The sequence below is a fragment of the Pseudomonas sp. BF-B-15 genome, assembly GCF_019946675.1.
GTDB lineage: Bacteria > Pseudomonadota > Gammaproteobacteria > Pseudomonadales > Pseudomonadaceae > Aquipseudomonas > Aquipseudomonas migulae.
In genome coordinates this window covers 1-17,928 of the sequence record NZ_JAGYFZ010000050.1, presented here as the reverse complement: position 1 = coordinate 17,928, position 17,928 = coordinate 1, and the positions used below count along the sequence as shown (strand labels likewise).

The window sequence follows — 17,928 nt, the reverse complement described above, 5'->3', positions numbered from 1 at the left end:
GCTTAAACAGCGCGCATAAAAAAGCCGACGCCATTGCGTCGGCTTTTTCGTTTAACGATGGAATCGGCCTAGCGTTTGTAGACGATTTCCTTGGTGCCTTTCTCACAGGTGCCGACGACTTTTCCGCCAGCAGCGGTGCCCTTATCAACGATTTCCAGTGAGTAGCCAGAAACGCCTTTGGCATCCAGCTTCGCTGCGATTTCGGCTTTCAGCTCTTCGCATGCCTTGCCGTCAGCAAACGCCGCGCCCGCAAGGCTCAACAAACCTACCGCCAACATAAACTTCTTCATCGGTCGCATTCCCTGGTCGGATCAAAGGGAGCATCCAGCCATCAGCCGGATGCACTCATGTAGCGCTTTGCCATTCCCTATGGCACTCGGCCAGCGCGCAAGTTCAGAAGACTAGCTCAATCTTAGCTGCTGGCAATCCGGAACCCGACCTTGAGCGTCACCTGGAAGTGCGCTGCCTTGCCGTCCTTGATGTGCCCGCGGGTTTCGGTCACTTCGAACCATTCCATGTACTTGAGACTTTTACTGGCTTCGGCCAGCGCGTTGTTGATGGCGTCTTCAATGCTGCTGGTGGATGAGCCGACAAGTTCGACTTTCTTGTAAGTGTGATGGTCAGTCATGGGCGTTCTCCTCAGGGTGTGAAATACAGCCTAGCAGTGATTTTTCGTATTACTTCTGCCGGCCTTCAAGAGGCAGAAGTTCAGATTTACTGCACTTTCTTGAACCTCTGAAGTCCCAACCAACACACGCCACTCATCATCAATGCAGGAGAGCCACCATGGCCAATACCTCTTTACGTAAAGCCTCATTGCAAAGCATGGAAGCCGAGATCGAGAGTCTGTTGAAGTCTTTGGAGAACCTGAAGGACGACGCCTCGGACGAGTCGCGTAAAACCCTCAAGGCGTTGAAAGCCAACGCGGAGAGCGCCCTCAAGCATTCGCGACATTTGCTCAGCGATGCGTACGAAGAAGTCAAAGTCAAAACCCGTGAAACCGGGATCGCCACTCGGGACTACGCCCAGGAACACCCTTGGACTACAGCCGGTGTCGCGGTGGGCGCACTGGGTCTGCTTGCGGCTTACTTGCTGTGCAAACGCGGTGACTAATCTGTTTGGCGCAGTTCGTTTTTGAGCCACTGCGCCAGTTGCCGAGCGCGCCCGTCCGCGGCGCGTTTGGGTAGCCACAACGCCAGTTGCGCCGGGGTTTCGCTGAAACCCCACGGCGCAACCAGGCGCCCTGCCTTCAAGTCCTCGGCGACTAAAGGTTCAGGGGCAATCGCGACACCGAGACCGGCCACTGCTGCCTCCAACAAATAATACAAATGCTCGAAGCCCTGCCCGTACTTCAACGCTTTGGCGTCGAGGCCGCTTTGCTGCGCCCAGCTTGGCCAGGCCTGCGGACGGGAAGTGGTGTGCAGCAACGGCTGCTTCAACAGCGCGCTTGCTGGCGCCTGTTGAAGCAGTTCGTAATCGGCGAAGCGTGGGCTCATGACCGGGCCGATGCGTTCGCTGGCCAATTCGTAAACCTGCATGTCCGCAGGCCATGGCGGCTCGGCGAACACCAGCAAGGCGTCCAGCCCCGGACGACGGGGATCGAGATCGCCTTCTCCGGCGGACAAGTGCAAGCGCAGGTCCGGTAGGTCAGCATTCAACCGCCCCAGTCGCGGAATAAACCAGCGCGCCAGTAGGCTGCCTGAACAGCCGAGCACGAACGGCGCGTCGGCGGTGCTTTGGGTCAGCTCGGCGCAGACGGTGCGCAAGCGCTCAAAGGCTTCAGCGCTGGCATCGCGTAATCGTACGCCGGCATCTGTGAGTTTAAGGCCGCGACCCTCCTTGATGAACAGACTCACCCCGAGATGCTCTTCGAGCACTTTCAATTGCCGGCTGACGGCACCATGGGTGACGTGCAGCTGTTCGGCGGCCTGGCTGACGCTGTTCAGGCGGGCAGTGGCTTCGAAGGCGCGAAGCGCGTTCAGCGGGGGAAGGTCGTGGCTCATGGGATCTGTGAGTTTTCCTGACAGGTTGCGGCGATCTTATCGGTTTTCAGCCTGAGGCGTCAGGGGTAGAGTTAAGCCCACTCTCTTTTCAAAAGCTTCATCTCACCCATTCAACCGGAGCGACCCATGACCCAGACTAATCTGCGCAACGGCCCCGACGCCAACGGCCTGTTTGGCTCGTTCGGCGGCCGCTACGTCGCCGAAACCCTGATGCCGTTGATCCTCGATCTGGCCCGCGAGTACGAAGCGGCCAAGGAAGATCCGGCATTCAAAGAAGAATTGGCCTACTTCCAGCGCGACTATGTCGGACGTCCAAGCCCACTCTATTTCGCTGAACGCCTGACCGAGTTCTGTGGCGGCGCGAAGATTTATCTCAAGCGTGAAGAGCTGAACCACACCGGCGCGCACAAGATCAACAACTGCATCGGCCAGATCCTGCTGGCGCGGCGCATGGGCAAGAAACGCATCATCGCCGAGACCGGCGCGGGCATGCACGGCGTGGCGACGGCCACCGTGGCCGCGCGTTTTGGCCTCGACTGCGTGATCTACATGGGCACCACCGACATCGAGCGTCAGCAAGCCAACGTGTTCCGCATGAAACTGCTGGGCGCCGAGGTGATCCCGGTCGTGGCCGGCACCGGCACTCTGAAAGACGCGATGAACGAAGCGCTGCGTGACTGGGTGACCAACGTCGACAGCACCTTCTACCTGATCGGCACCGTGGCCGGTCCGCACCCTTACCCTGCGATGGTTCGCGACTTCCAGGCCGTCATCGGCAAGGAAACCCGTGACCAACTGCAAGCCCAGGAAGGTCGTCTGCCAGACAGCCTGGTCGCATGCATCGGCGGTGGCTCCAACGCCATGGGCCTGTTCCACCCGTTCCTCGACGACAAGAGCGTCGAAATCATTGGTGTCGAAGCGGCCGGTTACGGCATCGAGACCGGCAAGCACGCGGCCAGCCTGAATGGCGGCGTACCGGGCGTGTTGCACGGCAACCGGACCTTCCTGCTGCAGGATGACGACGGCCAGATCATCGACGCCCACTCGATCTCCGCCGGCCTCGACTATCCAGGCATCGGCCCTGAACACGCCTGGTTGCATGACATCGGTCGCGTTCAATACACCTCGGTGACCGACGACGAAGCCCTCGACGCGTTCCACAAGTGCTGCCGTCTGGAAGGGATTATTCCTGCACTGGAAAGCGCCCATGCCCTGGCCGAAGTGTTCAAACGCGCACCGACCCTGCCGAAAGATCACCTGATGGTGGTCAACCTGTCCGGTCGCGGGGACAAAGACATGCAAACCGTGATGCACCACATGGAAAACTCTCAACAAGTGCAGTCCCAGCAGGAGAAACACTGATGAGCCGCCTGCAAACGCGTTTTGCCGAACTCAAGGAACAAAACCGCGCCGCCCTGGTGACCTTCGTCACCGCCGGCGACCCGAGCTATGACACTTCCCTGGCGATCCTCAAAGGTTTGCCTGGTGCCGGCGCCGACGTGATCGAGTTGGGCATGCCTTTCACCGACCCAATGGCTGATGGCCCGGCGATCCAGCTGGCCAACATCCGCGCCTTGGGCGCCAAACAGAACCTGGCGAAAACCCTGCAAATGGTTCGCGAGTTCCGCGAAGGCAACAGCGATACGCCGCTGGTGCTGATGGGTTACTTCAACCCGATCCACATGTACGGCGTACCGCGCTTCATCGCCGATGCCAAAGAGGCCGGCGTGGATGGCCTGATCGTTGTCGACCTGCCGCCCGAGCACAACGGCGAACTGTGCGACCCGGCCCAGGCTGCCGGTCTGGACTTCATCCGCCTGACTACCCCGACGACCGATGATGTGCGTTTGCCGACGGTCTTGAACGGTAGCTCCGGTTTCGTTTACTACGTGTCTGTGGCCGGTGTGACCGGTGCCGGCGCGGCGACGCTGGAGCACGTTGAAGAAGCGGTGGCCCGTCTGCGCCGCCACACTGATCTGCCGATCAGCATCGGTTTCGGTATTCGTACACCGGAGCAAGCAGCGTCCATCGCACGTCTGGCCGACGGTGTGGTGGTGGGTTCGGCGTTGATCGATCACATCGCCAATGCCTCGACGCCGGATCAGGCGGTGGATGGCGTGTTGAGTCTTTGCGCGGCATTGGCCGATGGCGTGCGTCAGGCCCGCGTCAGCTGAAGGTAAAGTTCCTGATACAGAGGAATTAGAGCCTCGCGGTACAGACTAAACAGCAAGACCGAGGGCTTCAGGACTACGTTCTGAAGCCCTTTTTGCTGTGTGTGCCGTGAGGAAAGACCCGATGAAAATGCCGAAACGTCTGATTGCCAGCCTGGGTGTGCTGATGCTCAGTGCCACCCCGTTGCTGCACGCCAGCGCCGATCAGCGCGACGATCACGACCGCGGCGGTCAGCAACAGGGCCATTACGATAACCATGGCGATGACCATCGCGGCCCGCAGGACAACCATCGCGGTGGCCCTCCGCCACGGGACTTTGGTCCGGTGCGCCAGACGATTCATGACAATCATGGCTACTTCGTACGGGGTGCGCCGCCACCTCCAGGCATTCATCTGGAGCGTGGTCGGCCATTGCCGCACGGTTATTACGGCGAACGCCTGGACAACCGCGCGCTGAGTCGGCTGCCGTATTACCAGGGTTACGAATGGCGCCGCGCGGGGGGCGACATTGTGCTGATCGCCGTGGGTACCGGGATCGTCTATGAAATTCTGGAAGGGGTGCTCTGACGTGATGAAACTGTAGGAGCGAGCCTGCTCGCGATGGTCGTTAACGATAACGCGTGTTTCCCGACGGAACCCGGCGCTTTCAAGTCCATCGCGAGCAGGCTCGCTCCTACAGTGGGCAGCAATTACTACGGCAACTCCAACCCTCCCGCCGCTTTGTGCAATTTACGCAAATGCTCGCCAACCTGCTTCAGGTTGGCTTCGTTGGCAGCCATCTCCGCCGCACGACTCGGGTCGAGCAGCGCTCTCACTTCCTTGTCCAGGTCGCCGGTCAGCGCCTGGAGCTGCTTTTGCCTCAGGCTGCTTTCCGACTCCAGGCGTTGCCACTCGCTGGGTTGCGGCAAGCCATAACCGCCGGTACCGAGCAGCTCCGCCGGACGACTGAGGAAGCCGCTGTTGGCGAGAATCTGCTTCAACGTCGCATTGGCCTTGTCCATACCGCCGTTCTGCAATTCCCGGGCACCGAGATAGCGTTGCTTCACTTCGTCCTGGGCCAGCACCAGTTGTTGTCGGAAAGCGGCCTGTTCCAGTAGCAGCAAAGCCGCGCTGGTGCGCAGGTCAGCCTGATCAATCCATTGACGACGCTCTTCAGCCTTTAAGGCCAGCCAGTCTTCGACCTTGTCCTGTTTGATCGGCAGGTGCTTTTTCAGCACCTCGAACATCGCTTGATAGCGATCGCGGAAAGAGTCGAAGCGATAGCCCAGACGCAGCGCTTCGCGAGGATCGTCCAGCACGCTGGTATCCGCCAGGCCGCGACCCTTGAGCACTTCCAGCAAGCCGTTGGGCATGATGTTGTCCAGCCCGACCAGCTTTGCGTTGTTGGTGCCGCTGCGCAGCAACTTCAGGCCTTCTACCGCGCAGTTGTTGGACAGGAAGAAGTAATTGCCGTCGTAGCTCCAGTGCATCTCGGCGGCGTGTTCCACCACGTCTTCGATCTCGTTGCGCGACAGGTTCAGCGGCACCGAGGCGAGGCTGCGCAATTCGGTCTTGGTGTACTCATCGATGACCTGGGCCAGCGGCAGGACGAACAGGCGCGACGGGTATTTGCCGACCAATCCATCCCAGCTCGACAGCTGTACATCACCGACGAAGGCGCGGTAGGACAACACCAGGTGTTGATCCAGATCCAGCCGGCAATCCGGCCCTCGTGGCCGGCCGGGAGCACAGATCACCAGGCGCAACATGCTGTGGCCCCAGCGGCTGACCCAGTTCTGGTTGGCTTCGGCCAACAGATAATCCACGGCATACACCCGCTCCGGATCGACCTGGCCCAGAGGTTGTTTGGCGAAGTCGTTACCGGCATTGAGGAAGGCGAACGATTTGCCGCAGGTGTCTTTGGCGGCGGGAGCCCAGCCGAAATGTTCTTTGTAGTAGCGGTAGAGCGCAGGGCGGCGACAGGCGTAGCTCGGGTCGAGGAGGAAGTACTCCATGTTCACCGCGACGAACTCTTTGGGACTGCTGGTCTCGTAGATGTCCGGGCTGCGGGCGATCTGGCGGTTGTACTGTTCGCGCTCGCCGCGACGGCCCACGTATTGCGGCCAGCCTGCGAGGTCGAGCAGGCGCGGGTCATCGCTGAGGGTAAAGCGTCGGTCGGACTGGCCACGGCATTCATCCGGGATACCGATCAGGCCGGAGCTGTTGGTGCGCCGGGTGCAGCGCTGGATCAGCGTGCGTTCGGCGGCTGGCCAAAAACGCGAGCGGTCATAGATGTGGGTGAGTTCGTGCAGCACCGTGGCCAGCATTTCCCTGCGCACGGTGCCGTGGGGGCGATAAGTCTTCTTGGTCGCGGCGCTGCCGTCGGTGAGGCTGGCGAGCAGGTTGCGGTTCAGGTCGAGTTCGGACACCAGCGACGCCTGGCCGTAGGCATTGCTCGGCATGTCATCGGTCCAGCCAACGTCGATGCGCCGGTCGAGTTGCTCGATGAACCGTGGCGGCAACGCCTGCATGGCTTCATCAAGCAGCGCCTGGCTGGCCTGCTGTTGCGCGGGACTCAGGCCTTCGGTCTTGAGCTGTAATTGCAGTCCGGCCTGAGCCGTGTTGCCGAGCAGCAACATGGCCCCCATCAGAAGCCAGGCATTTAGCGACCTCACAGTGCGAGGATGGCTTCGGCGATGACCTGATCACTGGCGTCCCGAGCTTCCGGCACGCGGGTGCGCAATAGGTTGAGCGCTGCTTCCAGGTGCGCGCCTCGGATATCGCCATCACTGGCGACGAAACTGGCGGCATCGTCATGGGCTTCTCGAACGATTTTCGCGTCACGGATGGACGTCGTGGTATCGGAAGTGAAATCAAGGGTCCGGCGAGTGGCGTTGATGAGGATGTTGCTGGTGGCAACCAGGGTGTGCGCCTGGGTTACATCGGCCAACAGCAGCAGGCCAAGGGTGGCGACAATCAGCGGGCTACGCATGGAACGACTCCGGAGGAACGAGGATAACTATTGGACGAGAATAGCGTGTGCCAGTTCAAGGTCGCTTGCATGAAGTTTTGGCTGGGTCTGGCGCAGGTAAATCAGGGCCGACTCCAGTTGTGCGCCTCGCAGTTGGCCGTCACTGGCGATAAATGAAGCGGCGTCATCCCTGGCGGCGAACAGAAGCTTACGGTCGAAGGGTGCGGAGGTCACCATGCTTGTGGCGTAGCCCGTAGCTACGACGCCTTGCGTCGTCAGGTCGAAGGCATGGGCCTGGCTTGCCCAACTGGCCGCCATGAGAACCGGAGTGATCAACAGACAGGTAAGAAAACGCATGAGACTCGACAGTTGAAAGCGAGTCCCAAGGCTAGCGCAACGCCCGGTTTAGAGCCAGCGCCGAAACATCGGGACACGTCGGGCGTGTCCCGGATATGGATGACGCCTGGTTAGATCGTCAGGATGGCCTGAGCCAGTTGTGCGTCAGTCGCGTTCAGTTGAGGAGCCTGGTGGCGAATGTGGTCGAGTGCACTTTCCAGTTTCACGCCACGAATGGCGCCTTCGCTGGCGACGAAGCTGGCGGCGTCGTCACGGGCCGCGCGTACGATCTTGTCATCGCGAAAGGACGAGGTGACATCGGAAGTGGCATCGGACGTAGCCTTGAGTGCACCGACGACGGCATCGGTGGTCACGATGAAGCTGGTGGCATGGGAATTGGCAGCCACGGCAAGCAGGGCTGCAGCGCTGAGCAGACGAAGACGGGACATGGTGTAACTCCTTTTGGTAAACCGATTGAGAGGTGGCGCGGTGTCTGTTGAGTCAGACGCCTGTCGCGCAGTCATCGCCACGTTCTGGCTTGATATTAGGCCTGTAGGTGTCGATTCGCACAGTCCCGTCTGTTCAGGCGGACATCAGCGCCAGAACGGCTTATCCAATTCTTTGACACGATCTGAATGACTGATACCCAGGTCAGACAGCTGCCTGCCGTCGAGTTGCGCCAGTAAACGCCGGGTTCTGGCCCTTTCGAGGCTGTTGGCGAGGCCTCTGAACACTCTTCCAAGCCAGGTAAACCGAGGCTTGGATTGCGAAGTGGTCGCGGGGAGATCCAGTGGATGATCCATGGTGCAGTCCTTTTGCTGGCAGGTCGGGATTTCATGATGATCCCGCCCGGTTCGCCAAGACAGACACACACGCTTGAAATTGTACTGGTTCAGTTTTGAATAAAATCAAACTGTACCTGTAGTTGAGTGTACTTATTGTTTTGAGGATTTCATCACCCCAAAACGACAAAACCCGTCGTGGTTTCCCACGACGGGTCTTGTTTGTTCAATTCGGGTGCTGGCGGTTGACCTTAAAGATCAGAGCCAGCGACGCTAACTTAGCGCCAGAACGGCTTGCTCAGCTCTTCGTAGCGTTGTGCTTCGCTAATCCCGGCGTCAGCCAGCAGACGCGAATCCAGGCGAGCCAGTTGGTGGCGGCTGGAGATGCGGCGCTGCCACAGCATCAGGTTGGCGATAACGCGCAGAGGCATGGAAGCCTGGGTTTTTGCAGCGGTGTCTTCGAAGAACAGATCGGAACTGAGTGTACGTTCCATGGTTTTCATCCTTCCGCTTGTGGCGGGATTAGGTAGTGGTTTAACTGATGCCAATGATCCTCTCGTTTGGCCAGTCTCTCTAGATACAGTTCACCTGTATTGTGAGGGACCAGTTAACTGTTAAAGGGTGGTGTACTGGTCTAAATTGAGGCAACTGTACCTATCAGCACTGTTATGGTGCGTTTTTGGTGATTCAGGTCGAAAAGGTAGGGCGTTACGGTAGGAAATGACCAGTACAGCAGTACAGTTTTAAACACATTTCTGCCTGGCAATAGTCCGCTGTCGAAACTGTGTTTGCGACAGCGGCTATCTGTATCAATTACACCGTCAGCATTCGACCGGTTTCTTCCAGGTTGATGTGCCAGCTCAGGGCGTCACGCAGGATATGTGGCGTGTGCCCGCCGATGGCGCAAGCGGCGGTGAAGTAGTCATCCAGCGCCTGGCGATAGTCCGGGTGTACGCAGTTATCGATGATGACGCGAGCCCGCTCCCGCGGTGCCAGCCCGCGCAAGTCCGCCAGGCCGACCTCGGTCACGAGGATGTCGACGTCATGTTCCGTGTGATCGACGTGGCTGACCATCGGCACCACGCTGGAGATCGCGCCGCCCTTGGCAATCGACTTGGTGACGAAGATCGCCAGGTGCGCGTTGCGCGCGAAGTCGCCCGAGCCACCGATGCCGTTCATCATTCGCGTGCCGCAGACGTGGGTAGAGTTGACGTTGCCGTACAGGTCGAACTCCAGCGCAGTGTTGATGCCGATGATCCCAAGGCGGCGCACCACTTCCGGGTGGTTGGAGATTTCCTGCGGACGCAGGACCAGTTTGTCCTTGTAACGCTCCAGGTTGCCGAACACATCAGCGTTGCGGCGGCTCGACAAGGTGATCGAACTACCAGACGCAAAGCTCAGCTTGCCGGCGTCGATCAGGTCGAAGGTCGAGTCCTGCAACACCTCGGAATACATGGTCAGGTCTTCGAACGGAGAATCGATCAGTCCGCACATCACCGAGTTGGCAATGGTGCCGATGCCGGCCTGCAATGGGCCGAGCTTGTTAGTCATGCGCCCAGCCGCCACTTCCTGCTTGAAGAAGTCGATCAGGTGGTCGGCAATGGCCTGGGTATCAACGTCTGGTGGCAGCACCGTCGACGGCGAGTCGGACTGATTGGTGACGACGATCGCGACGATCTTTTCAGGCGGGATCGGAATGGCGGTGCTGCCAATGCGATCGTCGACCTTCACCAGCGGAATCGGCGTGCGGGTCGGGCGATACGTCGGGATATAGATGTCGTGCAAACCCTCGAGGTTCGGGTTATGCGCCAGGTTGATCTCGACGATCACCTGTTTGGCGAAAATCGCGAAGCTGGCCGAGTTGCCCACCGAAGTGGTCGGCACGATGTGGCCTTGCTCAGTGATCGCCACGGCCTCGATGACGGCGATGTCCGGCAGTTTCAGCTGCTGGTTGCGCAGCGACTCCACGGTTTCTGAAAGATGCTGGTCAATAAACATCACTTCGCCGGCGTTGATCGCCTTGCGCAATGTGCTGTCGACCTGGAACGGCATGCGTCGCGACAGGACGCCGGCTTCGGTGAGCTGTTTATCAAGGTCGTTGCCCAGGCTGGCGCCGGTCATCAGCGTGATTTTCAGCGGGGTGACTTTGGCGCGTTCGGCCAATGCATGAGGCACGGCTTTGGCTTCGCCGGCGCGCGTGAAACCACTCATGCCGACGGTCATGCCGTCCTCAATCAGAGCGGCAGCGTCAGCGGCGCTCATCACCTTATCCAACAACGAAGGCAAGCGAATACGATCACGGTACATGGATTGTTATCTCGGGCAACGGAAGCAAGGTGTGCAGTCTAGTGATTTCAAAAAAAATCCTCCCGCTACCATGGTCGAATGCAGACCCCTGATTTAGAGCCTTTGGTCGGGTTTCACGGGGAATAAAAAAACCCCAGCCTACTAAAGGCTGAGGTTTTGGGTATTGCGCTGGAGCAGTTTTTACTCGACGGCTTTGACCATGTCTTCGATGACTTTCTTGGCGTCGCCGAAGACCATCATGGTTTTGTCGAGGTAGAACAGTTCGTTGTCCAGGCCGGCATAACCGCTGGCCATCGAACGTTTGTTGACGATGATCGTCTTGGCCTTGAACGCTTCGAGAATCGGCATCCCGGCAATCGGCGATTTCGGATCGTTCTTCGCCGCCGGGTTGACCACGTCGTTGGCGCCGAGCACCAGCACCACGTCGGCCTGACCGAACTCGGAGTTGATGTCTTCCATCTCGAACACCTGGTCGTAAGGCACTTCAGCCTCGGCCAGCAGTACGTTCATGTGACCAGGCATACGACCCGCCACCGGGTGGATCGCGTATTTCACGGTCACGCCACGATGGCTCAGCTTCTCGGTCAGCTCTTTCAGCGCGTGCTGCGCCCGTGCTACCGCCAGGCCGTAGCCTGGAACGATGATCACGGTATCGGCGTTGGTCAGCAGGAAGGTCGCGTCGTCGGCCGAACCGGATTTCACCGGGCGGGCTTCCTTGGCGCCAGCCGGGCCGGCATCGGCCGTATTGCCGAAACCACCGAGCAGCACATTAAAGAAGGAACGGTTCATCGCCTTGCACATGATGTACGAGAGGATCGCACCGGACGAACCTACCAGCGAGCCCGCGATGATCAGCATCGAGTTGTTCAGCGAGAAGCCGATACCCGCTGCTGCCCAACCGGAGTAACTGTTAAGCATCGACACTACAACCGGCATGTCTGCGCCGCCAATCGGGATGATGATCAGGACGCCCATCACGAAGGCCAGCACCAGCATCAGCGCGAAGGCACTGAGATTGCCGGTCAGCATGAAGGTGATGCCCAGCGCCAGTGTCGCCAGACCCAGCAGCAGGTTCAGCTTGTGTTGGCCGCCGAACTGTACCGGTGCACCCTGGAACAGGCGGAACTTGTACTTGCCCGAGAGCTTGCCGAACGCGATCACCGAACCGGAGAAGGTGATTGCACCGATGGCAGCACCCAGGAACAGCTCCAGACGGTTGCCCGCAGGAATCGAATCACCCAATTGCTTGACGATGCCCAGCGATTGCGGCTCAACAACAGCGGCGATCGCGATGAACACCGCGGCCATACCGATCATGCTGTGCATGAAGGCGACCAGTTCCGGCATCTTGGTCATTTCAACGCGCTTGGCCATGATCGAGCCGGCGGTGCCGCCGACCAGCAGGCCGACGATGACGTAACCGATACCGGCGGTGGCCAGCTCAGTGCCCAGCTTATAGATGAGGCCTACGGTGGTGAGGATCGCCAACGCCATGCCGAGCATGCCGTACAGGTTGCCGCGACGCGACGTGGTCGGGTGCGACAGGCCTTTCAGGGCCTGGATGAAGCAGATGGACGCGATCAAGTAGAGCGTCGTTACGAGGTTCATGCTCATTACTTAGGCGCCTCTTCTTTTACGGCTTTCGGGGCTTTTTTCTTGAACATCTCAAGCATCCTGCGGGTCACCAGGAAGCCACCGAATACGTTCACTGCCGCCAGGGCCACGGCCAGCGTGCCCATGGTTTTGCCCAGTGGCGTAACGGTCAGCGCCGCGGCGAGCATGGCGCCGACGATCACGATCGCCGAAATGGCGTTGGTGACCGCCATCAACGGCGTGTGCAGCGCAGGTGTAACGTTCCAGACCACGTGATAACCGACATAAATCGCCAGCACGAAGATGATCAGGTTGTAGATACCGGGGGAGATAAGCTCTTCCATCGTCTGAATCCCTGCTTAGGCGTTTTTGCGGATGACTTGGCCGTCGCGGCACATCAGGCACGCGGCGACGATGTCGTCTTCTAGGTTCACTTCGAACTGGCCTTCTTTGTTGAAGACCAGCTTCAGGAAGTCCAGCAGGTTGCGTGCGTACAGGGCCGAAGCGTCTGCCGCGACTGCGCCGGCCAGATTGGTAGGACCGCAAATGGTCACGCCATTCTCGACCACAACCTGATCGGCCACGGTCAGCGGGCAGTTGCCGCCCTGGGCTGCGGCGAGGTCGATGACCACCGAGCCAGGCTTCATCTGCGCCACGGTTTCCGCGCTCAACAGCGTCGGTGCCTTGCGGCCCGGAATCAGTGCCGTGGTGATGACAATGTCAGCCTGCTTGGCGCGCTCGTGCACGGCCAGGGCCTGACGCTGCATCCAGCTCGCCGGCATTGGGCGTGCGTAACCGCCGACACCGACGGCGCATTCGCGCTCTTCATCGGTCTCATAAGGCACGTCGACGAATTTGGCACCGAGGGATTCGATCTGCTCTTTAACCGCAGGTCGCACGTCAGACGCTTCAATCACCGCACCCAGACGTTTCGCCGTAGCGATCGCCTGCAAACCGGCTACCCCGGCGCCAAGAATCAGCACGCGCGCCGCTTTCACGGTGCCCGCAGCGGTCATCAGCATCGGCATGAAGCGAGGGTAATGGTGAGCGGCCAGCAACACGGCTTTATAGCCGGCGATGTTGGCTTGCGAAGACAGCACATCCAGGCTCTGGGCGCGGGAGGTGCGTGGCGCGGCTTCCAGCGCAAACGCGGTGATTCCGCACTCGGCCAGTTTGGCGATGGTTTCATTGCTGAACGGGTTGAGCATGCCCACCACAACGGTGCCGCTCTTGATCAGAGCGAGTTCGCTGTCGCTGGGTGCGACCACCTTGAGAATCAGCTCGGCACCAAACGCATCGTTGGCGCTGCCAATGGTTGCGCCTGCCGCTTCATAAGCACTGTCGACAACGCTGGCGTTAATGCCGGCGCCGCTTTGCACAGTGACCTTATGACCCTGGCCGATCAGCTTCTTGATGGTTTCCGGGGTTGCAGCAACCCGTGTTTCACCCGTCTGGGTTTCGAGAGGAACACCAATGTGCACGTCAAATCTCCTGCGTGATCTTATTGAGTAAACCCAGGCACTTCGGATGGTGCGGCTGGGGCGGCCGATCAGCACGATCCCGCCAAATCAGGGCGGGGCGCGGCATTTTGCAGGCGAACTTTGTGCCCTTCAAGGGATTATGACGGGTGACGGAAAATTAACTACAAGTCACCCCGTGACCGAATGTCGCAACCAACCGCTTCAATCCCTTGCAGGCCGTGCCTTGTAAGGTTTTTCGCCAAAATTCAAGAAATTACACATCGGTACGGTGAATGCAGCGTTATTGCCATCCAATAGCGGCTCAAGGCCACGTTTTCAGGCGCTTGTGGGACGTTTGTACAGCTTCTAGGTACAGTCTGCGAATATGCGACAAATACTTATATCTGTAGGGCTTTCAGTTTATTGACTACGGGGTCAGCTAATAGCGCAGAGCCTTTATCCTTCTAGGCTGTAGCTTTGTGCCTGATTTACCAGCCAGTCGCGAAATGCCTTCAAAGACGCAGATTCGACCTTTCGATCAGGAATCATCAGGTAATACGCCTTGATGCTGGACAGTGCCTGAACGTTTGCAATCACCAGCCGCTTCTCCGCCAGTTCGCGCTGAATCAGGAACGGCGGGATCAAGGCGATCCCCATGTCATGCATCGCCGCTTGGGCAAGCATGGAGAATAGCTCGTAGCGCGGCCCTGTCATGTCGCGCGGGATATTAAGGTTTTGCGAGTTGAACCATTGGCGCCAGGCATAGGGGCGGGTGGTCTGTTGCAGCAAGGGCAGTTCGGCGATTTCAGCGGGTGTGAGGCTTGTCCTTTTGCCCAGTAGGTTGGGGCTGCATACAGGCATGGGATTTTCGCCCATCAGCCTGTGGGATTCAGTGCCTGACCAGTCTGCATCGCCAAAGTAAATGGCGGCATCGAAGTCTGTGTCGGCAAACAGGAACGGGCGTGTGCGGTTAGTGAGGTTGACTGTCACTTCGGGGTGTTTTTGCTGGAAGTCCTTGAGTCTTGGCAGCAGCCACTGGGTGCCGAAGGTTGGCACGACCGCCAGTTCAATCACGTTGGTACCCTGCTGGCCCATCACTGACAGGGTGTCGCGCTCTACGGCGTCCAGCTGTGTTGCTACCCGACGGCTGTAGGAAAGCCCGGCTTCAGTCAGCTTCACTCCGCGTCGCGAACGTCGGAACAATTCCACACTCAAGAACTCCTCAAGGCTGGCGATCTGTCGGCAGATCGCTCCCTGAGTGAGGGAAAGTTCCTGGGCTGCCTTGGTAAAGCTCTCGTGGCGTGCCGCTGCTTCAAAGCTGACCAGAGCGGTTGTGCTGGGGATCTTCCTGCGCATGTACGTCAACCTCACTAATACATCGTACAAAAAACTGCTTCGCGATGTTTCGGAGTGAGAAATTAGCACAACAGTATGCAAAATCCTCGTTTGTCGTAACGCCGAACCCGGCCTAGGATCAGTCCACATTATTTGACCCGATTCGAGAGGACACACTCATGGGCGGTAAAGTTAGCTTCAACTGGATCGATCCCCTGCTGCTGGATCAACAGCTCACCGAAGAAGAGCGCATGATTCGCGACACTGCCGAGCAATTCGCTCAGCAGAAGCTCGCGCCACGTGTTCTTGAAGCTTTCCGTCATGAAAAGACCGACCCGGCGATCTTTCGTGAAATGGGTGAAGTCGGCCTGCTGGGTGCAACTATCCCTGAGCAATATGGCGGCAGCGGTCTGAACTATGTCAGCTACGGTCTGATTGCTCGTGAAGTTGAGCGCGTCGATTCGGGTTATCGCTCGATGATGAGCGTGCAGTCCTCTTTGGTGATGGTGCCGATCAATGAATTCGGTACTGAGGCCCAGAAGCAGAAGTATCTGCCGAAACTGGCCTCGGGCGAGTGGATTGGCTGTTTCGGTCTGACCGAGCCTAACCACGGTTCCGACCCGGGCGCGATGATTACCCGTGCACGCAAAGTGGAAGGCGGCTACAGCCTGACCGGCAGCAAGATGTGGATCACCAACAGCCCGATCGCCGATGTATTCGTGGTCTGGGGCAAGGACGACGAGGGCGACATCCGTGGCTTCGTTCTGGAGAAAGGCTGGAAAGGCCTGAGCGCGCCGGCCATTCACGGCAAAGTGGGGCTGCGTGCATCCATCACTGGTGAGATCGTCATGGACAACGTGTTTGTCCCTGAAGAGAACATCTTCCCTGACGTCCGTGGTTTGAAAGGCCCGTTTACTTGCCTGAACTCGGCACGTTATGGCATTTCCTGGGGTGCGCTGGGCGCGGCCGAGTTCTGCTGGCACACCGCTCGCCAATACACCCTGGATCGTCAGCAGTTCGGTCGTCCATTGGCTGCTACTCAATTGATCCAGAAGAAACTGGCTGACATGCAGACCGAAATCACCTTGGCTCTGCAAGGCTGCCTGCGTCTGGGTCGCATGAAAGATGAAGGCACCGCTGCGGTCGAAATCACGTCGATGATGAAGCGCAACTCTTGCGGCAAGTCCCTGGATATTGCTCGTATGGCGCGTGACATGTTGGGTGGTAACGGTATCTCCGATGAATTCGGCGTGGCGCGTCACTTGGTCAACCTGGAAGTGGTGAATACCTATGAAGGTACGCATGACGTCCACGCGCTGATCCTTGGTCGTGCGCAGACTGGCCTCCAGGCGTTCTATTAATAGGAGAACGGCCATGGGCGCGCTTTCGCATCTACGGGTACTGGATTTGTCGCGGGTGCTGGCCGGGCCGTGGTCCGGTCAGATACTGGCGGACCTTGGCGCCGAGGTGATCAAGGTCGAGCGTCCGGGCAATGGCGATGACACGCGCGCCTGGGGGCCTCCTTTTCTGAAGGACGCCTATGGCGAGAACACCAGCGAGGCCGCCTATTACTTGTCGGCCAATCGCAACAAGCAATCGGTGACCATCGACTTCACTCGCCCGGAGGGGCAGAAGTTGGTGCGTGAGCTGGCGGCGAAGTCAGACATCCTGATCGAGAACTTCAAGGTCGGTGGTCTGGCGGCTTATGGATTGGATTATGAGTCGCTCAAAGAGGCCAATCCGAATCTGATCTACTGCTCGATCACCGGATTTGGTCAGACGGGTCCTTACGCCAAGCGCGCGGGTTATGACTTCATGATCCAGGGCTTGGGCGGCCTGATGAGTCTGACGGGGCGACCAGAAGGTGATGATGGTGCCGGGCCGGTGAAAGTCGGCGTGGCGCTGACGGACATTTTGACCGGGCTTTACTCGACTGTGGCGATTCTCGCGGCGCTTGCGCATCGGGATCATGACGGTGGTGGTCAACATATCGATATGGCGTTGCTGGATGTCCAGGTGGCGTGTCTGGCTAACCAGGCGATGAACTACCTGACGACAGGCAATGCGCCGAAGCGGCTGGGTAATGCACATCCGAACATCGTGCCGTATCAGGACTTTCCTACAGCAGATGGCGATTTCATCCTCACAGTGGGTAACGATGGGCAGTTCCGCAAGTTTGCGGAAGTGGCCGGGCAGCCGCAGTGGGCGGATGATCCGCGCTTTGCCACCAACAAGCTGCGGGTGGCGAACCGTGCGGTGCTGATTCCGTTGATTCGCCAGGCTACGGTGTTCAAGACCACTGCTGAGTGGGTGTCGCAGTTGGAGCGGGCAGGCGTACCGTGTGGTCCGATCAATGATCTGGCTCAGGTGTTTGCCGACCCTCAGGTAAAGGCGCGCGGTTTGGCGATTGAGCTGCCTCACGCCTTGGCAGGGATGGTGCCGCAGGTGGCGAGCCCGATTCGTCTGTCCGAGACACCGGTGGAGTACCGCAATGCGCCTCCTTTATTGGGCGAGCATACGATGGCGGTGCTGCAGCGGGTGTTGGGCCTGGACGCTTGTGCGGTGACTGCATTAAAGGACGCTGGAGTGCTTTGAGGAGTCCTTCTATATAGAGGGCGTGGTTTTGCTCTTCTATATAGAGGGAAGCGCGCTGTTTTCAGGCTTTCTGCAAGTTATTGATAGAAAGGCTAAATTAGGGGTTGACGGCAGATTCTGGAAGTCTATAATTCGCCCCACTTCCGGCGCAGTCGAAACGGAAAACTCCTTGGTAAACAAAGAGTTACGCAGTTTTCGGCAGCGAGTTGCTTCAGTTCATCGAAGCCCAGAAGGAGTTGAAAGAGCGGTGTTGTGTGGCTCTTTTGATGGTTCGATCTTCTCGGTCGAAAGCGGAGAAAAAGAGGTGTTGACAGCAGCGAGTAACGCTGTAGAATTCGCCTCCCGCTAACGAGAGATCGGAAGCGCAAGTGGTTGAAGTTGCAAAGGAAACTTTG

20 protein-coding genes are annotated in these 17,928 nt (G+C 58.7%); 6 read left to right on the top strand and 14 right to left on the bottom strand.

Going from position 1 to position 17,928, the window contains the following annotated elements; all coding sequences use genetic code 11:
• Nucleotides 1–68: 68 nt before the first annotated feature.
• Nucleotides 69–290: a DUF1161 domain-containing protein gene (locus KGA97_RS17150; protein WP_008044661.1), complete on the bottom strand. Its 222-nt coding sequence runs from the start codon at nt 288–290 to the stop codon at nt 69–71.
• Between the two features lie 122 nt (nt 291–412).
• Entirely contained in the window at nt 413–628 is a 216-nt protein-coding gene (locus KGA97_RS17145) for a dodecin (RefSeq protein WP_008027736.1), read from the bottom strand.
• Between the two features lie 158 nt (nt 629–786).
• Between KGA97_RS17145 and KGA97_RS17140 the strand changes: the two genes are divergently transcribed.
• Nucleotides 787–1,113 (top strand): YqjD family protein, encoded by a 327-nt coding sequence (locus tag KGA97_RS17140; protein ID WP_008027738.1) that lies wholly within the window; start codon nt 787–789, stop codon nt 1,111–1,113.
• Here KGA97_RS17140 and KGA97_RS17135 read toward each other — a convergent pair.
• The gene (locus KGA97_RS17135) at nt 1,110–2,003 is read right to left on the bottom strand and encodes a LysR family transcriptional regulator (protein WP_008027740.1); all 894 of its coding nucleotides are present in this window, start codon (nt 2,001–2,003) and stop codon (nt 1,110–1,112) included. The genes KGA97_RS17140 and KGA97_RS17135 overlap by 4 nt on opposite strands.
• A 126-nt stretch (nt 2,004–2,129) precedes the next feature.
• On the opposite strand from KGA97_RS17135, the gene trpB reads away from it, so the two are divergent.
• The 3 genes from trpB to KGA97_RS17120 all read left to right on the top strand — a co-directional run bounded on the left by trpB (nt 2,130) and on the right by KGA97_RS17120 (nt 4,742).
• Nucleotides 2,130–3,365 (top strand): tryptophan synthase subunit beta, encoded by a 1,236-nt coding sequence (trpB, locus tag KGA97_RS17130; protein ID WP_008027742.1) that lies wholly within the window; start codon nt 2,130–2,132, stop codon nt 3,363–3,365.
• Nucleotides 3,365–4,177: a tryptophan synthase subunit alpha gene (gene trpA, locus KGA97_RS17125; RefSeq protein ID WP_008027744.1), complete on the top strand. Its 813-nt coding sequence runs from the start codon at nt 3,365–3,367 to the stop codon at nt 4,175–4,177. The genes trpB and trpA overlap by 1 nt, the downstream gene beginning before the upstream one ends.
• A gap of 121 nt (nt 4,178–4,298) precedes the next feature.
• A complete protein-coding gene (locus KGA97_RS17120) occupies nt 4,299–4,742 on the top strand; it encodes an anti-virulence regulator CigR family protein (protein ID WP_207285027.1) in 444 nt (147 codons plus the stop codon).
• Nucleotides 4,743–4,867: 125 nt separating this feature from the next.
• Here KGA97_RS17120 and KGA97_RS17115 read toward each other — a convergent pair whose 3' ends face one another.
• The 11 genes from KGA97_RS17115 to KGA97_RS17065 form a co-directional block, all read right to left on the bottom strand.
• Nucleotides 4,868–6,829, bottom strand: a complete 1,962-nt coding sequence (locus KGA97_RS17115) for a DUF4105 domain-containing protein (RefSeq protein WP_223481141.1) — start codon at nt 6,827–6,829, stop codon at nt 4,868–4,870.
• Nucleotides 6,826–7,146 (bottom strand): DUF2388 domain-containing protein, encoded by a 321-nt coding sequence (locus KGA97_RS17110; RefSeq protein ID WP_008027752.1) that lies wholly within the window; start codon nt 7,144–7,146, stop codon nt 6,826–6,828. Before KGA97_RS17110 ends, KGA97_RS17115 begins: the two co-directional genes overlap by 4 nt.
• Nucleotides 7,147–7,173: 27 nt before the next feature.
• Nucleotides 7,174–7,482, bottom strand: coding sequence for a DUF2388 domain-containing protein (locus tag KGA97_RS17105; protein WP_223434196.1), 309 nt, complete (start codon nt 7,480–7,482; stop codon nt 7,174–7,176).
• A gap of 110 nt (nt 7,483–7,592) precedes the next feature.
• Nucleotides 7,593–7,910 (bottom strand): DUF2388 domain-containing protein, encoded by a 318-nt coding sequence (locus KGA97_RS17100; RefSeq protein ID WP_008044656.1) that lies wholly within the window; start codon nt 7,908–7,910, stop codon nt 7,593–7,595.
• Nucleotides 7,911–8,054: 144 nt separating this feature from the next.
• Nucleotides 8,055–8,264, bottom strand: a complete 210-nt coding sequence (locus tag KGA97_RS17095) for a DUF1127 domain-containing protein (protein ID WP_207285029.1) — start codon at nt 8,262–8,264, stop codon at nt 8,055–8,057.
• A 257-nt stretch (nt 8,265–8,521) separates the two neighbouring features.
• Nucleotides 8,522–8,737: a DUF1127 domain-containing protein gene (locus KGA97_RS17090; protein WP_007947887.1), complete on the bottom strand. Its 216-nt coding sequence runs from the start codon at nt 8,735–8,737 to the stop codon at nt 8,522–8,524.
• A gap of 319 nt (nt 8,738–9,056) precedes the next feature.
• Entirely contained in the window at nt 9,057–10,550 is a 1,494-nt protein-coding gene (locus KGA97_RS17085) for an acetyl-CoA hydrolase/transferase family protein (protein ID WP_223481140.1), read from the bottom strand.
• Between the two features lie 180 nt (nt 10,551–10,730).
• Nucleotides 10,731–12,164 (bottom strand): NAD(P)(+) transhydrogenase (Re/Si-specific) subunit beta, encoded by a 1,434-nt coding sequence (locus KGA97_RS17080; RefSeq protein ID WP_223481139.1) that lies wholly within the window; start codon nt 12,162–12,164, stop codon nt 10,731–10,733.
• On the bottom strand, nt 12,164–12,487 hold the full coding sequence (locus tag KGA97_RS17075; RefSeq protein ID WP_003187010.1) for an NAD(P) transhydrogenase subunit alpha: 324 nt from the start codon (nt 12,485–12,487) through the stop codon (nt 12,164–12,166). Before KGA97_RS17075 ends, KGA97_RS17080 begins: the two co-directional genes overlap by 1 nt.
• Nucleotides 12,488–12,502: 15 nt before the next feature.
• Nucleotides 12,503–13,624, bottom strand: a complete 1,122-nt coding sequence (locus KGA97_RS17070) for a Re/Si-specific NAD(P)(+) transhydrogenase subunit alpha (RefSeq protein ID WP_008027764.1) — start codon at nt 13,622–13,624, stop codon at nt 12,503–12,505.
• A gap of 435 nt (nt 13,625–14,059) precedes the next feature.
• Nucleotides 14,060–14,959, bottom strand: a complete 900-nt coding sequence (locus KGA97_RS17065) for a LysR family transcriptional regulator (RefSeq protein WP_192228097.1) — start codon at nt 14,957–14,959, stop codon at nt 14,060–14,062.
• A gap of 158 nt (nt 14,960–15,117) precedes the next feature.
• Between KGA97_RS17065 and KGA97_RS17060 the strand changes: the two genes are divergently transcribed.
• Both KGA97_RS17060 and KGA97_RS17055 read left to right on the top strand, forming a co-directional pair.
• Nucleotides 15,118–16,299 (top strand): acyl-CoA dehydrogenase, encoded by a 1,182-nt coding sequence (locus KGA97_RS17060; RefSeq protein WP_207285030.1) that lies wholly within the window; start codon nt 15,118–15,120, stop codon nt 16,297–16,299.
• 13 nt (nt 16,300–16,312) lie between these two features.
• Nucleotides 16,313–17,533, top strand: coding sequence for a CaiB/BaiF CoA transferase family protein (locus KGA97_RS17055; protein WP_223415762.1), 1,221 nt, complete (start codon nt 16,313–16,315; stop codon nt 17,531–17,533).
• Nucleotides 17,534–17,928 lie beyond the last annotated feature (395 nt).